The sequence below is a fragment of the Burkholderia sp. Nafp2/4-1b genome (assembly GCF_003635165.1).
In the GTDB taxonomy this organism is placed as follows: Bacteria; Pseudomonadota; Gammaproteobacteria; order Burkholderiales; family Burkholderiaceae; genus Burkholderia.
In genome coordinates, this window is the sequence record NZ_ML058640.1 from 1 (window position 1) to 18,785 (window position 18,785).

At 61.7% G+C, this 18,785-nt stretch carries 17 protein-coding genes and 3 pseudogenes; 14 read left to right on the top strand and 6 right to left on the bottom strand.

The genetic code is table 11. The annotated features are described in order from the left end of the window. The 3 genes from C7H84_RS33685 to C7H84_RS33695 all read right to left on the bottom strand — a co-directional run. Positions 1–1,382, bottom strand: a 1,382-nt coding sequence (locus C7H84_RS33685) for an IS66 family transposase (RefSeq protein ID WP_121862891.1), incomplete at its 3' end; no start/stop codon positions are given. 63 nt (positions 1,383–1,445) lie between these two features. After that, positions 1,446–1,781 (bottom strand): IS66 family insertion sequence element accessory protein TnpB, encoded by a 336-nt coding sequence (gene tnpB / locus C7H84_RS33690; RefSeq protein WP_121862858.1) that lies wholly within the window; start codon positions 1,779–1,781, stop codon positions 1,446–1,448. Beyond that, positions 1,778–2,164, bottom strand: a complete 387-nt coding sequence (locus tag C7H84_RS33695) for a transposase (protein ID WP_121862859.1) — start codon at positions 2,162–2,164, stop codon at positions 1,778–1,780. Before C7H84_RS33695 ends, tnpB (C7H84_RS33690) begins: the two co-directional genes overlap by 4 nt. A gap of 99 nt (positions 2,165–2,263) precedes the next feature. Between C7H84_RS33695 and C7H84_RS37375 the strand changes: the two are divergent. The 4 genes and pseudogenes from C7H84_RS37375 to C7H84_RS33710 form a co-directional block, all read left to right on the top strand. Continuing rightward, positions 2,264–2,383: pseudogene (locus C7H84_RS37375) on the top strand (IS66 family insertion sequence element accessory protein TnpB); the annotation flags it as partial. A gap of 83 nt (positions 2,384–2,466) precedes the next feature. Further along, positions 2,467–2,736 (top strand): IS66 family insertion sequence element accessory protein TnpB, encoded by a 270-nt coding sequence (gene tnpB, locus C7H84_RS37380; RefSeq protein WP_240462177.1) that lies wholly within the window; start codon positions 2,467–2,469, stop codon positions 2,734–2,736. 99 nt (positions 2,737–2,835) lie between these two features. Beyond that, positions 2,836–3,485: pseudogene (locus tag C7H84_RS33705) on the top strand (IS66 family transposase zinc-finger binding domain-containing protein); the annotation flags it as partial. A 507-nt stretch (positions 3,486–3,992) separates the two neighbouring features. Next, a complete protein-coding gene (locus C7H84_RS33710) occupies positions 3,993–5,930 on the top strand; it encodes an acyltransferase family protein (protein ID WP_121862861.1) in 1,938 nt (645 codons plus the stop codon). A gap of 335 nt (positions 5,931–6,265) precedes the next feature. Here the strand turns inward: C7H84_RS33710 and C7H84_RS33715 are convergent. Beyond that, positions 6,266–6,472 (bottom strand): annotated as a pseudogene (locus tag C7H84_RS33715) (transposase); the annotation flags it as partial. A gap of 98 nt (positions 6,473–6,570) precedes the next feature. Further along, positions 6,571–7,335 carry an IS21-like element ISBmu3 family helper ATPase IstB gene (gene istB, locus C7H84_RS33720; RefSeq protein ID WP_276208442.1) on the bottom strand — a complete coding sequence of 255 codons (765 nt, stop codon included), beginning with the start codon at positions 7,333–7,335 and terminating at the stop codon, positions 6,571–6,573. 293 nt (positions 7,336–7,628) lie between these two features. Between istB and C7H84_RS33730 the strand changes: the two genes are divergently transcribed. From C7H84_RS33730 to C7H84_RS33775, 10 genes are all read left to right on the top strand, one after another. Beyond that, positions 7,629–8,192 (top strand): DUF2975 domain-containing protein, encoded by a 564-nt coding sequence (locus C7H84_RS33730; RefSeq protein ID WP_121862864.1) that lies wholly within the window; start codon positions 7,629–7,631, stop codon positions 8,190–8,192. A gap of 10 nt (positions 8,193–8,202) precedes the next feature. After that, on the top strand, positions 8,203–8,436 hold the full coding sequence (locus tag C7H84_RS33735; protein ID WP_121862865.1) for a helix-turn-helix transcriptional regulator: 234 nt from the start codon (positions 8,203–8,205) through the stop codon (positions 8,434–8,436). Between the two features lie 1,635 nt (positions 8,437–10,071). Then, positions 10,072–10,416: a hypothetical protein gene (locus tag C7H84_RS36730; RefSeq protein WP_162999461.1), complete on the top strand. Its 345-nt coding sequence runs from the start codon at positions 10,072–10,074 to the stop codon at positions 10,414–10,416. A gap of 187 nt (positions 10,417–10,603) precedes the next feature. Continuing rightward, complete coding sequence (locus C7H84_RS33740; protein ID WP_162999462.1) at positions 10,604–11,644, top strand: hypothetical protein; 1,041 nt, start codon at positions 10,604–10,606, stop codon at positions 11,642–11,644. 96 nt (positions 11,645–11,740) lie between these two features. Continuing rightward, positions 11,741–12,001, top strand: coding sequence for an AlpA family phage regulatory protein (locus tag C7H84_RS33745; RefSeq protein WP_121862867.1), 261 nt, complete (start codon positions 11,741–11,743; stop codon positions 11,999–12,001). Beyond that, positions 12,001–12,480 carry a hypothetical protein gene (locus C7H84_RS33750; RefSeq protein WP_162999463.1) on the top strand — a complete coding sequence of 160 codons (480 nt, stop codon included), beginning with the start codon at positions 12,001–12,003 and terminating at the stop codon, positions 12,478–12,480. The genes C7H84_RS33745 and C7H84_RS33750 overlap by 1 nt, the downstream gene beginning before the upstream one ends. A gap of 376 nt (positions 12,481–12,856) precedes the next feature. Further along, positions 12,857–13,033, top strand: a complete 177-nt coding sequence (locus tag C7H84_RS36735) for a hypothetical protein (protein WP_162999464.1) — start codon at positions 12,857–12,859, stop codon at positions 13,031–13,033. A gap of 197 nt (positions 13,034–13,230) precedes the next feature. Continuing rightward, a complete protein-coding gene (locus tag C7H84_RS33765; protein WP_121862869.1) occupies positions 13,231–13,578 on the top strand; it encodes a hypothetical protein in 348 nt (115 codons plus the stop codon). Positions 13,579–13,588: 10 nt separating this feature from the next. Beyond that, entirely contained in the window at positions 13,589–13,915 is a 327-nt protein-coding gene (locus C7H84_RS33770; protein ID WP_121862870.1) for a hypothetical protein, read from the top strand. 127 nt (positions 13,916–14,042) lie between these two features. Beyond that, complete coding sequence (locus tag C7H84_RS33775) at positions 14,043–16,904, top strand: DUF927 domain-containing protein (protein WP_162999465.1); 2,862 nt, start codon at positions 14,043–14,045, stop codon at positions 16,902–16,904. 613 nt (positions 16,905–17,517) lie between these two features. On the opposite strand, the gene C7H84_RS33785 is transcribed toward C7H84_RS33775, so the two are convergent. Continuing rightward, complete coding sequence (locus tag C7H84_RS33785) at positions 17,518–18,732, bottom strand: integrase arm-type DNA-binding domain-containing protein (protein WP_121862872.1); 1,215 nt, start codon at positions 18,730–18,732, stop codon at positions 17,518–17,520. Positions 18,733–18,785 lie beyond the last annotated feature (53 nt).

Consider the following 18,785-nt stretch of genomic DNA (forward strand, 5'->3'; position numbering starts at 1 on the left):
ATAATCTCGAAGTGCGCATAAGATCTGCCGACGGCGCATGGACGGACCTGGTTTTCGACCCAGTTGTTGTCCGCAGGCAGATGCCCATCGTCCAGATAGCGCGTGAGCGCCTCCCAGCGCTTCAGGCTGTAATCGAGTGCCTTGGCGATCGCAGAACCCTCGGCGACGCGTTGTCGCTGCTCGACCAACCACACATGGAAGGCATCGGCGATCGGCCGAGCCCGCTCCTGGCGCATGAGGCGCCTTCGGTCCGGGTCAAGCTCTGCTACGTCACGCTCCACTTCGTACAGCGCGCCGAAGTACCGCAACGCCGGCTCGGCCAGCTCACTGTGGTGCTTGACGTGCAGGTCGAAGAACTTCGGACGAGCATGGGCAAGACATCCGATCTCGGTGATCCCGTTTTCGAAGCCTGCCTTGTAGCCGCCGTAGTCATCGCACACCAGCTTGCCGCGCCACTCGCCGAGGAAGGCACGTGCATGTTCGCCGGCGCGGCTGTCGGCGAAGTCGTAGATCACCGCCCGGAGTTCGGTGAACTGCGTGGTGCTGTAGGCCCACAGGTAAGCGCGATGGGTCTTGCCCTTGCCCGGCGCGAGCATCTGTACCGGTGTCTCGTCGGCGTGCAACACGTATTGCTGCAACAGTTCCTGCTGTAACGCGTCGACCAGAGGCTGCAATCGCACGCCGCATACCCCGACCCAGGCACCGAGCGTTGATTGCGGGATCGCCAGCCCCGCACGTGCAAAGATGCGTTCCAGTCGATAGAGCGGCAAGTGGTCCGCATATTTCGCCACGAGCACCCACGCGAGCAGCGCGGCGCTCGGGATGCCCTTGTCGATCACCTGCGGCGGAACCGGCGCCTGCACCAACGTCTCGCAGACCTTGCACACCCACTTGCCCCGGATATGTCGCTCGACCGTGAACACGCCGGGCGTATAGTTCAGCTTCTCGCTGACGTCCTCGCCAATGCGTACGCGCTGACAGCCACACGCACAGGTCGTGTTGTCCGGTTCATGATGGATGTCGGTGCGCGGGAACTGCGGCGGCAGCGGGGCGCGTTTCGGTTGCTGACGCGCTTGGCTGGCCCGTTTCTCCGGTTGCAAGGCTTCGAGCTCGGTTTCAATCGCAGCCAGATCCGCGTCGATCGCTTCGTCGAGCAGGCTCATTTGCTCTTTGTTGAACTGCTCGCTGCGCTTGCCGAACTGCTGCCGCTTGATGAGCGACAGCTCGTGCGTGAGCTGATCGATCCGCGTTTGTCGATACCGCAGCTCCCGCTCCTTCTCATCGATCTCGCGGTCCTTCTTCTTGACCTCGACTATCAACGCCGCGGCCAAGGCGTGGAGCTGTTCGGGGCTGAGGGCGTCAAGGTCGGATGGCAGGTCCATGACAACCAGTCTGCCAGACGCCCACCAGATACGGAAGCGGAACAGTTTACGTCCGGCGCAGCATCATAGGACGGTGATCGCGTGGTCCGGCGTAAGCGTGCGCCACGGCAATCCCGCCACCAACGCGCGCAACTGCTCCGGATTCAGCGGTAACGCGATCGCTTGCTCACCGTTGGTCCAGACGAATCGCCCCTTGTTCAGACGCCGTGCGGCAAGCCACACACCCAAGCCGTCATAGACCAGTACCTTCATCCGTGTCGACTGCCGGTTGGCAAACAGGTACGCATGGTGGGGCCGCACCGCGCCGAACACCTTGACCACGCGCGCCAGCAGCGTATCGACGCCGGCGCGCATATCGATCGGCTCGATCGCCAGCCAGATCGCCTCGATGCGGATCATCGCAGCCACCCTTGCAACCATGCCGCGCAATCGGCCGCGGCGCATAGCGGCCAGCGCACCGTCACGGTCGCCGCGCCCCGGCGTACCTCGATCTGGATCTCAGTTGGAGTCGCCGCCGCACCCGGCGCTTCCAGTTGCAGCGGGACGAATTCCGCCGCCGGCAAACTCCGCGACTGGCGTGCCTCTTCCGCTGCGTCCAGTTCCTCCCGTGCGGCCACCCATCGACGCAGCAAATTCGCGTTCAACCGGTAATGCAGCGCAACCGCCGCGATCGATACGTTCGGCTGCATCGCCGCACGGATCACCTTCTCCTTGAATTCCTTGCTGTGGCGGCGTCTCCGCGTCGGCTCTACCGTCTCCGAAATCGTTTCATTCTCGTCCATAGCGTACACGTGTCCATTTAAAAATTAGGTGGACACGATCGTCGCTTTCGTCACCCTGACTCTTCAAGATGACATTGCCGGGCGCTTACATCTCGTTCATCTGCGTCGTCGGCGCGTTTGTCGGCGACATTACCCAACGGCGCGATGATCGAGCTCGAGTGTTCTGGGCGGGACGCCTCGCTGGTGACGGCGATGATCGCGGCACTTGGAGCGCGCTGATGTTCCGCTTCGACGACAATTTGCGGATCTATTTGCATCGCGAGCCGATCGACTTCCGCGCCGGACTGAACACGCTGGTAACGATGGTCGAGCAGGCGATGCAGCTCGATCCGCTTGCGCGAGCCGTCTTCGGGTTCCATAACCGGAAACGGGATCGCGTGAAGCTGTTGCTCTATGACCGGGCCGGCTTCTGGCTGATGATGAAACGGCTGGAGGTAGACCGTTTCGCCTGGCCTCGCCGTCAGCAGACCGTGATCGAACTCACGGTGGAACAGCTTCACCTGCTGCCTGACGGCGTCGATGTCGACGCGGTGCGTCGTCATCCCGCGCGACAGTACTGCTTCACGAGTTGAGTCGCGGTGTCGCGAACGTTGTTGGTTAACAACGGGCGGCACTGCCGTTACAAATTTCCGTAAACCTGTGCGGCATCGCGCTTCGCTATCGTGAAGCGCATGAAAGCTGATCTCTCCCGATTGCCGCGGGCCGTCAAGACCTACACCCATGAGCTCGAGGAGCGCGTCACCACCGACGTGCAGCTCATCGCCGAACGTGACGCCAGGATTTGACCAAGCGCCTCGATGCGCTGGAAGAGCAATATCGTCTCGCGCTGGCCCGGCAGTATGCGCCGAAGAGCGAGAAGCGGCGGGACCGCGTGTTCAACGAGGCCGAAGAAGAAGCCGCAGCGGAGCCGGCCGGCGAGGACGACAGCGACGTGCCCTCTCTGCCGGACACCGGGTTGCCAGAGCTCGACAAGCCCGAACCTCGCAAGGGAGGCCGCAAACCGCTGCCTGCGGATCTGCCGCGCGAGCGCATCGAGTACGACCTGCCCGAGGACCGGAAGAGCTGCCCGTGCTGCGGCAAGGCCCTGCACCGCATGGGCGAGGAAGTCAGCGAGCAGTTGCACATGGAGGTCAAGGTGTCGGTACTGCAACACGCGCGCGCCAAATATGCGTGCCGGCACTGCGAACGTCACGGCGTGCGTACACCGATCGTGGTCGCGCCGATGCCGGCGCAGCCCTTGCCGGGCAGTCATGCAAGTCCCTCGATGATTGCCGCCGTCACGGCCGGTAAGTACGTCGACGTCACGCCGCTGTACCGGATGGAGGATGCCCGTGGTGCTGCGCCCGTACTAGAGCGACAAGCCGCTCGAGGCACCACGCGCCGAAGACAAGGACTTCATCGCCAACGAAGGCGAGATCTCGACGCTGATGAAGGCGCTGCCGAGCGAGGAAATGCGCAAGTCGGTACTCAAGGGCATGAAGGCCAAGACCGATCCGGGCGGCACGATCGTCGTTCAGCGCGCGTTCGCCGAGTCGGATACCGGTGTGGTCAACGCCGGCTAGCTCCAGTCGGCAGCGAAGTATCCCGATCACTGCCAGGTTGTCAGCGACGTGTTAGCGCTTACTGGCGGTCGAGCATCCAGTTGCCATATCGCGGGTGATTCGGCCGCCAACAGCGGAGTCTGCGGAGTCTCGGCATACTCCTTCCTATGTCCGCCATGCGCGCCATTTTGCGCGGGCGATGATTCTTTCGATTTCCGTGTCGCTCGGGGATAATTGTGGGCGCTTGCTCTGCCACGGGCTTCTTCACCGAACACACCGCTGTGAACATGGAAATTTTACGGAACGGCCTTGGCGCTAAATCGCCAAATCACGCATCGAGCAAAGTAGCTACTATCCCCGATAGCATCCCTGGATACCGTCCAGACATCGACGGGCTGCGAGCCGTGTCGGTACTGGCGGTACTCATCTTCCACGCTTTCCCGGCAGTTTTGACCGGCGGGTTTGTTGGTGTGGACGTGTTTTTCGTGATCTCCGGCTACGTCATCACGAAGCATATGTTGCGCGAGGCCGACACCGGCACCTTCAGTTTCTTCGCGTTCTATGGGCGGCGTATTCGGCGGATTTTCCCGGCGCTACTGCCGGTACTTGTTTGCATCTACGGGGTCGGCTGGTTTGAAATGCTGCCCGAGGAATTCAAACAATTGGGGCTCGACATCGCGGGCGGTGCAGGTTCCGTTGCTAACCTCGTGCTCTGGCACGAAGCCGGGTACTTCGATGTATCCGCTGCGTTGAAGCCACTGCTCCACCTGTGGTCTCTTGGCGTCGAGGAGCAGTTCTATCTGGCATGGCCCATCTTGCTTCTCGCGGCTGTGCGAGCGCGTAGGTCCACGTACTGGCCTATCGTGCTCGTGGGCCTTGGCTCGTTTGCGCTGAACGTTTCTGTTGTGCGCCATGACACGGTTGAGGCGTTCTACGCACCGTGGACACGAGCTTGGGAGCCGATGCTCGGCGCGCTGCTTGCGTATCGACACTCCGCTGACAGCAGCACCTCTTCAAGCGATGCCAGTATCAAGGGCATCGTCGGGCTACTTCTCCTGGTCGTCTCGTTCGTATTTCTCAAGGAGTCTTTGACGTTTCCGGGTTGGTGGGCGCTCATGCCGACCGTGGGAGCCTATCTCGTCATTGATTCTGGCGCGAGTCGGACATTTGCCTCTCGCGTACTTGGCTGGCGACCCCTCGTCCTGATTGGGTTGATCAGCTACCCGCTGTATCTGTATCACTGGCCGCTTCTCTCCGCGCTGAAGATCTCGGGCGGCAGTGCAGTCTCGGCCGTTTGGCGCGTCGTTGCGCTGTTGATTTGCTTCCCTTTAGCCCTGGCGACGTATCGTTATATCGAGACGCCGATCAGAAAATCGCGGCATCCTCGCGTGGTGGTGAGCATTCTCGTCCTTCTGATGGCGGGCTGCGGCTTTGCTGGCTACAACGCTTACCAGCGTGGCGGACTGGAATTTCGAATGTCGCACATGGTCGGCGCGTTTGCAGACGGAGTGAACTTCGACCGCGACAAGATTTGGCGTCGTGGGGAATGCTATCTCGAAGGTTCCGATAAGTCGTCTTTCAGTGACTCTTGCGTGGATGTCGGCACCGGGCCACTCGTTATGTTGTGGGGCGACTCTCGATCCGCTGCTCTGTATCCTGGCCTGCGTAGTGTCAGCAGCGCGCGCGGTGTGCGGCTGGCGCAATTCAGCACCGCCGGATGCCCCCCCGTCACCGGTGGCGATCCGCGGTGCGCACAAGCGAATGCGCGTGTGATCGAGATAGTGAAGGCGATGAAGCCGGAAATCGTGTTGCTGACAGCAAATTGGACCACGGATCGGCTTCACGCGCTTTCGGCAACCGTCGATGCGTTGCGTGCAGCCGGCGTCGGGCGGATTGTCCTAATCGGGCAGGTTGCCACCTGGCAAAGTTCGTTGCCGAAGCTCTACTGGCTTTACTGGCGAGAGCATCACGAGAAGATGCCGGCGCGTTCCTTTTTCGGATTAGATCCCGCATCAAGGCAGTATGACCGGGACGGGGCGACGATCGCGAAGCAGCTCGGTATTGAGTACGTTTCCGCATTTGACGCGATGTGCAACGACGCGGGCTGCATTACCCGCACGGGCTCGGGTCGTGGAAACATCGTCATGTTCGATGATTCGCACCTGACTCCGGCCGGCGCGGAAGCGGTGGCGGACGGTATCGCGGCTAGGGTGTTCGGCGGCTAACTCGCGAGCAGCACCGATTCACCGCGGCCGCCATTTCAACGAGGGACACGGTCAAGCCCTTGGTGAGCGCGAGCGTCGTGTCAAGGTTCGGCGAGCGCAGCCCACGTTCGAGGTTCGAGAAGCGAGATATAGGTCCGATCGAGGTCTGTCACCTTCGCCAAGGTGTACTGCGACATGCTTCGTTCGTTCCGAAGCTTTCGCAACGTGGCGGCAAATTCGCTGTTGGCTTGACTGTTCAAATTCCCGGCCCGGTCGTCTGGGTCAGGATTGTGAGTTTGAGGACAATAGTCAATAGCCAGCAACAGACTATTGTCGGAGTTTTGTAAGAGACGGATTCAAAAAGGCTGCTCCGTGCGTCTGAAGATGTTCCAGCAGACGAGGGAGCAACCGAATTTGAGAAGTGCTTCGTGAATGTCGGCTCGACGTTCGAAGCGAATGCGAAGACGACGGAAGTTGTGAAGCCACGCATGAGTACGTTCGACAACCCAGCGGAATTTGCCCAGACCACTGCCGTGTTCTGTCCGGCGCTTGGCGATCACCGGTGCGGATTTCGGTGATGGTGATCAGCCGTTTCGGCGAACGTGATCAGTTTGGAAGGTGGTGTTGCGCGGTCAATGGATTATAGCGAAGGTGATCACGATCAGGATGCGGAGGACTGCTTGGCGTTGGTCTTTCGCATCGATTCGCCCTTCAATGGTAGTTTGTGGGCCTGATGGACGAGCCGGTCGAGGATCGCGTCGGCGAGCGTCGGGTCCTGCAGCCACGCATGCCAGTGTTCCAGTGGCAACTGGCTGGTAATGATCGTGGATCGCGTGCCGACGCGATCGTCGAGCACCTCGAGCAGGTCGTTTCGGGCACTCTGATCGAGGTCCTGCAGGCCCCAGTCGTCGAGCAGGAGGACGTCCATCTTGGCGAGCTGTGCGAGCCGTCGCGTGAAGCTGCCGTCGCCATGGGCGATCTTCAATTCCTCGAACAGCCGCGCAACGCGGACGTACATCACGGAGAAGCCTTGTCGGCAGGCCTGCTGACCAAACGCGCAGGCGATCCACGTCTTGCCTGCTCCGGTCGGCCCCGTCAGGATGAGGTTTTGTGCATTACGGATCCAGTCGCAGCCAGCAAGTGCGGCGACGACGCTCTTGTCGATGCCGCGGCTCTGCCGGTACTCGATGTCCTCGATGCAGGCTTGGGGATTCTTGAGTTTCGCGGACTTCAGCAGCCGCTCGAGCCGCCGGGTATCGCGCCAGGCGAGTTCGCGATCGACGACCATGCCGAAGCGCTCTTCGAACGACAGGCTGGTGCTGGCGGTCAGCGCCGCTTGTTCCTCGAACGCGCGGGCCATGCCGTCGAGCTTCAGGGACTTGAGCTGGGTTACGGATACAGTGGTCGTCGAACTGGAGTTGGGCAATATCGAGACAAGCACTTGCGTCCCGGGCGACTTTTACGCCATTGCGGTCGACTGGTCCGGGCCATACGATTCCTTCTTCACCGTCCCCACCTTTTTTCGGTCACTGGGGATCACCTTCCTTATCTGACAAGGGTTTCGAGGCGACAGGCCAGCATGCGATTCGCTTCGTCGTCAAACCAATCCTGCTGGCATCACTATCAAAAAGTAATCAACAACATTCATTTATTATTGTTTTACGAACATTTATTGAATACGATGCTACGCGCTCCCTCTCACAAAGGAAAGGAATCTATATGGAATCCGATCGCGTCGCCCGCCTCAGTCTGCGTATGGCCGCCGTTACGCTTGGTTTCATCGTCACGATGATGCTGCTGAACGCCGCATGCTGGGTTTATCCATCGCTGGGCGCGGTCAAGGCCGGCGCAGGTCTCGCTTTTGGACTTACCTATTCGCTGATGTCCAACCTGAATGTTGACATCAGTACGTTTCCGTGGTGGCAGAAAACGGGCGGTATTGTGTTGTCGAGCGTACCGTTCGTCCCGCTTGCGAACGGCTTGCGACACCTGCGCCTGCTGTTTCGCATCTATGCGCGGCAGGAGTACTTCTCGGCTAGGGCTGCACACCACTTCGGCAAGGTAGGCAGCTCGCTTGGTGTCTGGGTCATGCTGAGCCTGTTGTGCGAGCCTTTGCTCAGCGTATGGGCGACGATGTGCGAGCCGGTCGGGCAACGTCTCATCACCTTCAGCTTTGGCGTGCCGTATGTCGTTGCACTGTTTACTGCTGCCTGTATCGCCGTTATCGCGCTCATCTTAAGGCGGGCAAGCGAACTTGACGCCGAACATCGGCAAATTGTCTGAGGCGCAGGCCATGTCGATCATCGTAAAGCTTGATGTGATGCTTGCAATCCGCAAGGTACGGTCGAAGGATCTTGCGGCGGCTATCGGCATCACCGAACAGAATCTGTCGCTGCTCAAACAGGGCAAGGTCAAGGGCATTCGTTTCGCGACGCTTGAAGCAATTTGCCGCCATCTCGAGTGCCAGCCCGGTGATCTACTCGAACTTAAAGATGATGCTGGCGCGGTGGGCAATGAGGCAACGTGATACCGAGCAGAACGCCAAATGATAGACGCGGTGGCACTCTAGTTTTGCCTTCGCCTATTCTGAACGTGCGGAACAATTTCCGCCTACAGCCTCGGCAACGGCCTCTTTCTTCGTTACGACCGATCGTGTGAATGCCCCCCAGTTCGCCGCACCGATTCTCGACGGCTGCCACTCTCTTTCGATTGGCCGCCTTAGTCTTCGGCGAAAGTCGCAATTCTTACACCTACCCGCAAACGTCCTTGGTTGCTGAGGGCCGCCACTTGTTCAGAATCCAGTATCTGCAAGGGCGTCGGGATGGCACCCTCGCCGAAATTGCCGCTGTACTTGCGGCTCAATCTGCAGCCCGTTCGACGGGGCTGAGTAATCAGCCGTCGCGCAGTGCTTGCTTGCCCATCTCTCGGGTCATTCACTAACCCATTGATTTCAAAGCTCAACGAGAAGCTGCGTTGAGCGAATCGGCAATCAATCGACGCTTGTTGGACGCCCCGAGTGGGGCCGCCGCCAATCCGACCTGCACGCCACACGATGCAACGGGGCGGTGTCTTGCGGCCTCCGTGCAATATTGCGACACGGTGCGCGGCGGCGGGCGTTCATATTCGCGGACCGCCGCAACATTACGTCCTACGACGAAACCGATTCCTACGTATCGCGAGGTGACTGGGTCCGGGCCGGGGAATCCCCGGGGCAGGTCCCGGCCTTCGCCGAGCCCGCAGCGAATCCGGTCCAGTCATGTCGCGACACCGCGAAGGTTGCGATCGACGCCCTTGTCGGGCATGAGCATGATTGCTTCTGCCGTCATACAGGAAAATGCTCGAGCGAGCGCCAACGGTTCGGGTGAGGACGGACCTGTGTTCGATTCGATGGTGCGGCCGAGAGATTGGCCAAATGCGGTGTTGTAGATGCTCCACCGCCGGTGGAATATCGAGGCGATCTCGGCCGGCTCGCGGCGCAATACCGCGGCACGCGCTTGCGTTTCCTCAGCGTGAGGAAACGTGGTTCGACGATGTGGACGGGTACTTGCCGACAAGAATAGAGAAGTGCCACGACACCGTGATGTGCACCATCGAAGCGCTTGCGAATCACGGCGTTGTCGCATGCTCTCAAATTGAGGACGTGCAAGAAGCCGGAGGAACAACCCATCTCAGCGCTGCAAGGGAGGGCGGTGAAACGCCGCCCCCCCAACTTCCGGTGAAGCGGGACGTTGCTATCGTTCTCGAGCCCAGCGCCAGCCAACTTCCCCCATTGGGGGAAGCTAAGATCCGTCTCGGCGGGCAGGACGTAATCGCTCACCCTAACGTACAAGAAAAGCCTCTGGCGGACGTCAATGGTGCCGGATTGTCCGTCCGCAAGTCGTGAGTGGGCCCGCGAAGCGTGGGGCACTGCTCCGACGATCAAAACGGATGTCACGAAACGAACCGCAGAACGAACCACGTCATCGTCGGTAGTTCGGGTTCCGCTCCCAGCGTGCCCCCTGGAAATCGCCGGGCTGGTCGTGATGCGCCGCGACATCGTAAAGCTCGGGCGTTATCGAATCTTCTCAAGTTGAGAAAATTCTCGCGGTGACTTGGCCTGCGGCCGTGTACACGTTCACCAGCGAGCGAGGCGTGGTGAGTCAAACTTCCACCATTGGTGAAAGTGTCCAACACAACCGTGCCGTTCCACTTGTTCATCTCCATGTTCAGCATGGGGAGTACGACGAAAGCCGCGGTCGCCGGACGCGTTTGGGGAAGGGCGCACATCGTGCCGTACCGGCACCTGAACCGCTATCGCCTTTCGATGGCTGGCAAGACCCGCGTCAACAACGCCAACGATGAGTCCCGCAATTGGACGCCATCGTCCATCCACTGTTCGCCCTCCCGTATTGCTATTGCTCGCCATCGCGGTCGAGCCGGACCAGATATTCTCGTTTCGGTCGCATGGTCGGCCATCCGCTTCGGCTCGCCGATCGCTCATTCTGGGATTCTGGGAAGTCGCGAATAGGTTTCGGTTCGACAAGATAATGGTTGCTTCGGATACTGCTGATCGCATCCGCCCAGACACAGACCGGTTCGCGTAGCAATTCGTGAGAAAATGCGGTCTGTCGAGCCTAGGGCGGCCACCCGAAAACCGGTAACCTTCACCGGCTGGCTTGGCATTCTTCATGAAGGGCGCATGCGAAGGATGCGCAATGAACCCTGTCGTGCCGTTTGGCGCGGTCGTTGGTGATCTTGATGACGAGGTACGATGCCTTGAAACGATCGCCATGCGAAATCGCCGCTACACAATAAATCCACTCTCGGAGCATTTTCTTGAGGATTTGCTCGCTCCGCTCGATCGTTCCGAAGTGATTCGCCGTCGTCCTGAGTGGCGAGATTTGGCCCTTCCCATGGCGCGCTTCATCGAAGCAGCGCTCTCACGTCATTGGGAAAGCGTCGGCGCATGCCGTCGAAATGTGTATTGTTGGCGACGTGCTGAGGTCGTGGAGCGATGGGACTATCCCGCGTGGGCGCAACGCGCCTCAACGAACCTTATGCGTCGGGCGTACAGCATCTTCAAGCGAGGCGGCGAGGCGGACGCTGATGATGGCGACCTGCTCGAATTTGCCCGTCAGTACGTTGGATATCTCGGCCCGCTGTCTGACGCGCAGTTGCTGTCAGGGCTTGCGGTCCATCAGGCGACTGTGGCGATTGAGTGCTTGGTCGATGGTGTGAAGTCTACTGAGAACGATCTCTCGTTTGCTCGACGGCTATATCGTTGGCGAGAGTTGGACATCCAAGCGGACGAAATTGGCCGCGCGATGTTTAATGATGAGGTCGAGTCAGCCCTCGATCGTGCGGCAGTCCGTTTCTTCTATCCCGAATTAGAGGACGTGACGGCGTATCGCATCCACGCGGAAAAGTTGCTTTTGCTTGCAGATGTGAGCGCGCTGGGTCGTCTGTCCGCCCACGAGATGAGCCAACTTGTTGCCAGCATCGCGTCGGAGCAGGAGGAAGCGAATAGGCTGCGTTTAGAAATGAGGGCACGTCGACAGCGTCAGCAGAATAATGCGGCCAGGGCGACGGATGCGACGCGTAAATTGACCGATGAGTTGGCGGCTCAAATTCGAACGGCATTTCAGGCGCGTAGAGACGCCGATTCGCGTGCGAAAGTCGAGAGTATCGAAAATGAGCTGGCGGCCGAGCATGGAGTGTCGCGTAGCACGATTCAGCGGGCGCGGGGAGTAAGGTGAGAAAAACGGAGCCAAGTTAAGAATCGAATGTCAACCATTTTGGTTGACATGAATTGCTCGCTTACATTTGTGCCTTCTTTTACACAAGGAGCCCAAATGCCCAAATTCAACTCGTCCGTGCCAACGCCCATCGGCCTGCCGCATGACGGTTTCTCGCGCTGGGGCGATCTGCGCGTCTTCATCCCGCTATCCAGAGAAACCGTCCGCCAGCGCGAGCGTGAAGGCCGGTTCCCGCGTGCAAGCCGCCTGACGCAGCGTTGCACCGTCTGGCCAAATCGCGAAATTCATCGCTGGATGGCCGATCCGTTGAACTATCGCGCCGCCGACGTGGCGAGCGAAACGACGGAGGGCGCGTAATGGCTAGCATTTTGAAGAAAGCGTGCGAACGAGTGTCGGCACGGCCGACTGCCCATACGTGCCGTATTTGGCTTGACGCCTGCGCAGCATTCGAGGCTGCGTGCGAGATGTGCAGCAATTGTGAATTGCGTGGCAAGGCCCGGTACCTGGAGCGCGTGTCGGTCGCCCTCTGGAGGCATGGCGACCGCTCAAGCTCAGTCGCCGCTATTCACGCATTGCAGATTGCCGCGCTGATCGTCGCACAGGGCGAGCCGCCAGCGGTGCCGCGCTCGGAGTTTGCGAGCGAACTGGAGGGGGCAATTCTCGATGTTGGCGACGCACTGGACAGCGCGGGCCGCGCACTCGCCGATCCGATGGTGCGGCAGGTTGACGCGCTAACGGAAATGCTCTGGTCGCGTGGCGACAACAAGCACGCCCGCGCCGCCATACATCTGCAACACATCGCGGTAACTCTGATCCAGAGCGGGGTAAGCGTATGACGGCAACGCGTTGCCAATGTCACTTTGCGATGATGCAGAGCGGCCGGCTTCAGTCGTTTCGCCCCGCCTTCTCTGGTCCGTCCCTCCCCCGATTTGCACATCGGGGCGGCGCGCAGTATGCTATCGGCGTCGCTGAGACAACGGCGACCGGGTTTGGCGACCCGAGAATCAAACGGCGGACGACCGCCTCTGTGCGGTTTTTTTACGTCCGTGTGCCTTCGCGCGCCTCTACAATCAATGGGCGGGCCTTGGTAGGGCGACCTTCGGGTCGGCCGGTTTCCGTTTGTACCGGTTCGCCAACCCTGTCTTGCGCCCGCTCACCCCATTTGGCGATGGGGAGCGGGGTTCAACCCGCAACAAACGGAGGTCGCATCCAATGCGCCAGCACACGCATGTCCTCATCGGGAAGCAATCCCACCTCATCCAGTCAATCGTCCGCGCCGCACTGCGCGACGCAGCAACCGCCAATACGTACCAAGACGCGCTCGATACAACCGGCGCGGCACTGGCCGCAATCGCGGCGCTCGTCCGTGCGGAGGTGCGCCATGTCTGACCTGCGTGTGCCGAAGGAAGCCGCGATGGTTACTGCATGTGTGGCCGAGCAGTTCGCCCAACTCGAAGCCCCGATCGATGCAGTCCGTGCGCGTCTCACGAAGTGCACCTACGAGTGCTCATTGGTCGACATGGGACATAGCGTTGCGAGCCGGTACTCCACCGAAATGCGCTGTACCGCGCAACCGGAGGCGTGCCATGACTGAGCAGCGCATCCATACCGCGGTTGTCGACGGATTCGACAACGCACCGCCGCTGGATACGGGCGCACCGATCGAGCTGCAATTCGCAGTCGACCTGGGCGCGATCTGCGCCGACGCATGGCTCGACCTGAAAGGCGACGTGCGACTGCACGACTACGCGGCGCATCAGGCCGCCGCGTTCGCGCGCGGCATGGAAGCCGCCATGCAGGATTCCGGCGACGTCGACGCGCACCGCGTGACGATCAGCCGCCAAGCATTCGCGGCCGGCCTGATGGGGCGTGTACAACAGCACCTGTTTGCGGCGCTCGGCCTCGTCACGCGCGAACCGCGCACGACGCACTGAGGGGACGGTCATGGCAAAGACGAACAAGAACGCCGTGCAACCGCTCGCCTCGCACTTCGTGGCCGAGGTGAATCGCGCCGATCACAACCGCATCGGCACGCGCATCAGCGATGCAATGGAGCTGCTGGACAGCCTGCATTGGGCGGCCGACAAGGCCATGTCCGATGACGACTACTGGCTTGTGCTGAGCCTGTTCCGCGCGTCCCTTCCGTCGATCGGCGCGGCGCTGGAGGCGGCCAACGACGCCCTTGGCGAGTCGCGGCTCGGCCGCTACGTCTACAGCAACGACGTCACGGCCGGCGGGGCGGTTCTGTCGGTGCCTCGCGCGGCCGGCTGACGCCCCGCCGCTAGGCATCGTCGCATCATTCAATTCTTCGCGCGTCGGGGAGCTGCTTGCCCGATATGGACTACTAATCGGGAGTCTGCCGACGCGCGTCCAGTGGGAACCTATGAGTAACGCACCCATGTCCGAATTCGAGCGGGCGAGAGTCGCGCTCGGCTATGTCCCGCCTGACGACCGCGACACGTGGAGTCAGGTGGGGATGGCGCTCAAGGCCGAGTTTGGCGAGGAGGGCTTCGCCCTCTGGAACGAATGGAGCCAAGGCGCGCAGAACTACAACGGCAAGGACGCGCGCGATGTGTGGAAGTCGTTCAAGGGCGGCAAGATCACCATCAACACGCTGTTCCACCTCGCCAAGCTCGGCGGCTTCGATCCGCGTGCGCATCGAGCGAAGCCGGTCGATCCAGCGGAGCGCGAGCGACAGAAAGCCGAGCGCGCGGCACGTGAAGCGGCCGAGCTGGCCGAACTGACCGAGAAGCAGCAAGCCGCGTCGGCGCTCGCTGAATCGATCTGGTCGGCGGCCGAGCCGGCACCGGCCGATCATCCGTATCTTGTTCGAAAGCGCATCCCGGTCGACGCGCTGCGCGTCTATCGCGGCGGCTTGTGCATCGGCACGGCCGCATGCGACGGCGCACTCGTCATCCCGGCGCGTGACGCGGACGGCAAGCTGTGGACGCTGGAGTTCGTCCTGACGGACGGCCAGAAACGCTATCTGCCGAACGGCCGCAAGGCGGGCTGCTTCTCGCTGATCGGCGGTCCGCTATCTTCCGCGCCGTCCACGCTGCTGATTGGCGAGGGTTACGCCACGTGTGCGACGCTCGCGGCCGCGACCGGCTATCCGGCCGCCGTCGCGTTCGACGCCGGCAACCTGCACGCAGTGGCAACGGCACTGCGCGGCCAGTATCCGGACGCCCGCATCGTCGTATGCGCCGACGACGACCACACGACGAAGGGCAATCCGGGGGTGACGAAGGCCCGCGCGGCGGCCGAGGCCGTCGCCGGCATCGTCGCGGTGCCCGACTTCGGTCCGAACCGCCCGGCGGCCGGCACCGACTTCAACGACCTGGCTGCGCACGTCGGCTCGGATGCGGTGGCCGCCGCCGTGCGTGCTGCGCTCGCGCCGGCCGGCTCGCCGGATGCCGGCAAGGGCAAGGCCGCACTGCCCGCCGCGAAGCCCGCCAAGCGCCCGAAAACAGCCCGCGCGCAGGATGGTAAGTCTCGGTTCGTCGTCGACGACAAGGGCGTGTGGTTTCACGGCTTCAACAATCAGGGCGATCCGCTCCCGCCGCATTGGGTCAGCACGCGGATCGACGTGATCGCGGAGACGCGAAACGAGATGAACAGCGAGTGGGGCTACCTGCTCGAATTCACCGATCGCGACGGCATCCTGAAACGGTGGGCGGTGCCGGCCGGCCTCTTTGCCGGCGACGGCACGGAGCTGCGCCGTATGCTGCTCGATATGGGCGTGAAGCTCGGCGTCACGCAGATCGCCCGCACGCAGATCGCGAACTATGTGCAGATGGCGCAGCCTGACGAGCGCGTGCGCTGCGTGCCGCGCGTCGGCTGGCATCATGGCGCGTTCGTGCTGCCGGATCGCGTGATCGGCACCGGCAAAGAGGCGCTGATCTATCAGGCCGACACGCCGATCCAAAGCCAGTTCAAGGAACGCGGCACGCTGGACGACTGGCAACGCGAGGTCGCGGCCTACTGCGTCGGCAATAGCCGGCTGCTGTTCTGCGTCGCTACCGCCTTCGCTGGTCCGCTGCTGCACTTCTCCGGGCTTCAGTCGGGCGGCTTCCACCTGCTCGGCACGACGTCCAAGGGCAAGTCGACCGGCGGCGTCATCGCCGCGTCCGTGTTCGGCTCGCCGGACTACGTGCGGAGCTGGAAGGCGACCGACAACGCCCTCGAAGCCGTCGCCACGCAGCATAGCGACGCGCTGCTGATCCTCGACGAAATCGGGCAAGTCGAGCCGCGCTTGATCGGCGATGTGATTTACATGCTTGCGAACGAGTCGGGCAAGGCCCGTGCGTCGCGGAGCGGCTCGGCCAAGCCCGTACTCACGTGGCGGCTGCTGTTCCTGTCGAACGGCGAAAAGAGCGTGTCCGCGCTGATGGCTGAGGGCAACAAGCCCATGAAAGGCGGTATCGAGGTGCGCTTGCCCGCGATCCCGGCCGAGGTCGGCGAAATGGGCGTGGTGGAGAGGTTGCACGGCTTCCCGACGCCGGCCGCGCTGATCGAGCATCTAGAGCGGCACGCCGGCATGCACTACGGCACGGCCGGCCCCGCGTTCATCGAGTGGGCGTCGTCGCAGGCCGGCGAGCTGGCCGAGCATCTGCGCATGCGCGTCGACGAGCTGGTCGGGCAATGGGTGCCGGACGGCTCGCATTCGCAGGTCGCACGCGTCGCCAAGCGGTTCTGCCTCGTCGCGGTGGCCGGCGAACTGGCGACGGCGCACGGGCTGACCGGCTGGCCGCAGGGCGAAGCGGTCGAAGCCGCGCGTCGCTGCTTCGAAGGCTGGCTCGAACTGCGCGGCGGCACGGGCAACTCGGACGAGGCGGAAGCCGTGCGGCAGGTACAGCATTTCCTCGCCGCGCACGGCGACAACCGTTTCGTGTGGATGAACCGGGCGCAGGACGACCATCGGCCGAACGTGCCGCATCGAGCGGGCTTCAAGCAGCACGTGAAGCGCGACGAGCGGCGCACGCCCATCGCCTCCGATCGCGAGTATTACGCCGAGTTCGGCGGCAAGATGAGCGCCGACGATGCCGAAAGCGTCGAGACGGAATACCTGATCGAAGCGGCCGTGTTCCGCAAGGACGTGTGCGCCGGCTTCGATCACAAGATCGTCGCCAAGGCACTGATGAAGCGGGGCGTGCTGATGCCGCGTAGCGACGGCTATCCGTACCGGCAGGAATACATCCCCGGTCACGGCAAGTTCATGGTCTACCGTGTGCTGCCGTCGATCTTCACGCTCGAACTGTGAAAGACGCCGCCGCCGTCCGGGAGGGCGGTGGCGGGCATTCCTTTGCGCGGCATTTGGCCCGTGCGTCAAAGTTACTTTGAGCGATACGCTCCAGACGGAACCGGGCCGGCGATGGCCGCGAATCTTGCCTCAGCCGTAACAATCCAGCCCGGTTTATCTCCACTATCTCCAGCGTTCTCCAAATCGTTGGGAGACACGCGAAGCCTTACCCCATAAGGCTTTGCGGCCGATTCAGGCGTTTATCTCCAAATCTCCAACTCGTTTTGCACTGAGCGGATAGGCTCGATCGTCCGTATCGACAGCGAGGCCAAGCAGGGCGCGGCTCTCCGGGATTTGACGGGAATCGGAGGCGTATTTTCGAGGGGGGTGTCCGCGCCTCTCACGGGGTGCGCATTGTTGCGCCCGCCGCAAGTATCGGGGCGAGCGGCAAGCGGGGGCCCCTGCGTTCATGGCAAAGACGCGGGGCATCACACCCGCGCATTTTCTCTACTGTCGACGCCCCTAAGGGGGGGCATATTCATACCGAAATGCACGGGGCCAGCAGTGCGGTGCAAACTCTGAAAAATCGGCGAGAAGTGCGCGGCAACGGGGGCATACGCGTGGCGGCACGGGTCTATCTTGCCGCGGCGATCGGAATGATTTCCGCCCCGGCTTTGAGCTTGTCAAGATGATCTCCCCAAACTTGCATCATGCGCCTGCGTTCCGGCAGATATTCCGCATGGACGTAAGCGGCCGTCACTTGATTGCGTTCGGCATGTGCCATCTGGCGCTCTACAACGTCCCGGGCGAAGCCGAATTCACGCAGAGCCGTAGCGGCTAACCCGCGAAAGCCGTGCCCCGTCATTCGCGACTTGTAGCCCATGCGATAGAGCGCATAGAGCATGGTGTTGTTCGAAATGTGGCTTCGGCCCTGCACGCTGTAGAAGACGAATCGATGCTGACCGTTGATCGCGCGGAGCTGGGCGAGCACATCGAGCGCCTGCTTTGACAGCGGCACGATGTGCGGATCGCGCATCTTCATTCGTTCGGGAGGTACGCGCCACTCGGCGGCGGCTTCGTCAAACTCGTTCCACTCGGCACGAATCATTTCCTTTGTGCGCAAGAACGTGAGCGCCATGAGGCGGAGAGCGAGCCGGGTTACTAGATCGCCTTGATAGTTGTCGATGTCACGCATCAGTTGCGGTATCTCAGCGGCCTTGACGCGCGCCATGTGCCGAACACCTGGACCCTTCTTCAGCACTGTTTGCGCGTCAATATCTGCGGCCGGATTGCGGGCGCATCGTCCGGTCATGATCCCGTATTGGAAGACCGCGCGAGAGCGCTGGAGAATCCGCTTCGCCGTCTCGCGCACCCCGCGCGCCTCGACCTCGCGAACGATGCTTAGCATCTGAGGTGAATCGATCTCCGTGATCGGGCGCGCGCCGATCTTCGGAAACACGTCGACCTCAAGCGAATGCAGCACCTTCTCCGCGTAGCCGTCGCTCCAGCCCAGGCGCTGGGAATCGTACCACTCACGTGCTACCGCTTCGAACGAGTTTGCCGCCGCGATTTGGGCGGCCTGTTTTGCGACCTTCTTTGCCTCGCCCGGATCGACGCCGGCCGCGATCTGCTCGCGGGCCTCGTCGCGCTTTTTCCGAGCCGTGGCGAGCGTGACGGCCGGATAGACGCCGAGGGCGAGCGTCTTCTGCTTTCCGAGGAAGCGGTAGGACAAGCGCCAGTACTTCGCGCCGTTCGGTTGGACGAGCAAGAACATCCCGTTGCCGTCCGTGAGCTTGTACGGGGCCGCGCTGGCCTTCGCGTTCCGGACCTGTATGTCAGTGAGGGGCATTGTTGGTATCTCGGTTGTTGGTATTTGCTGATGCCAACAAAAATACCAACAGA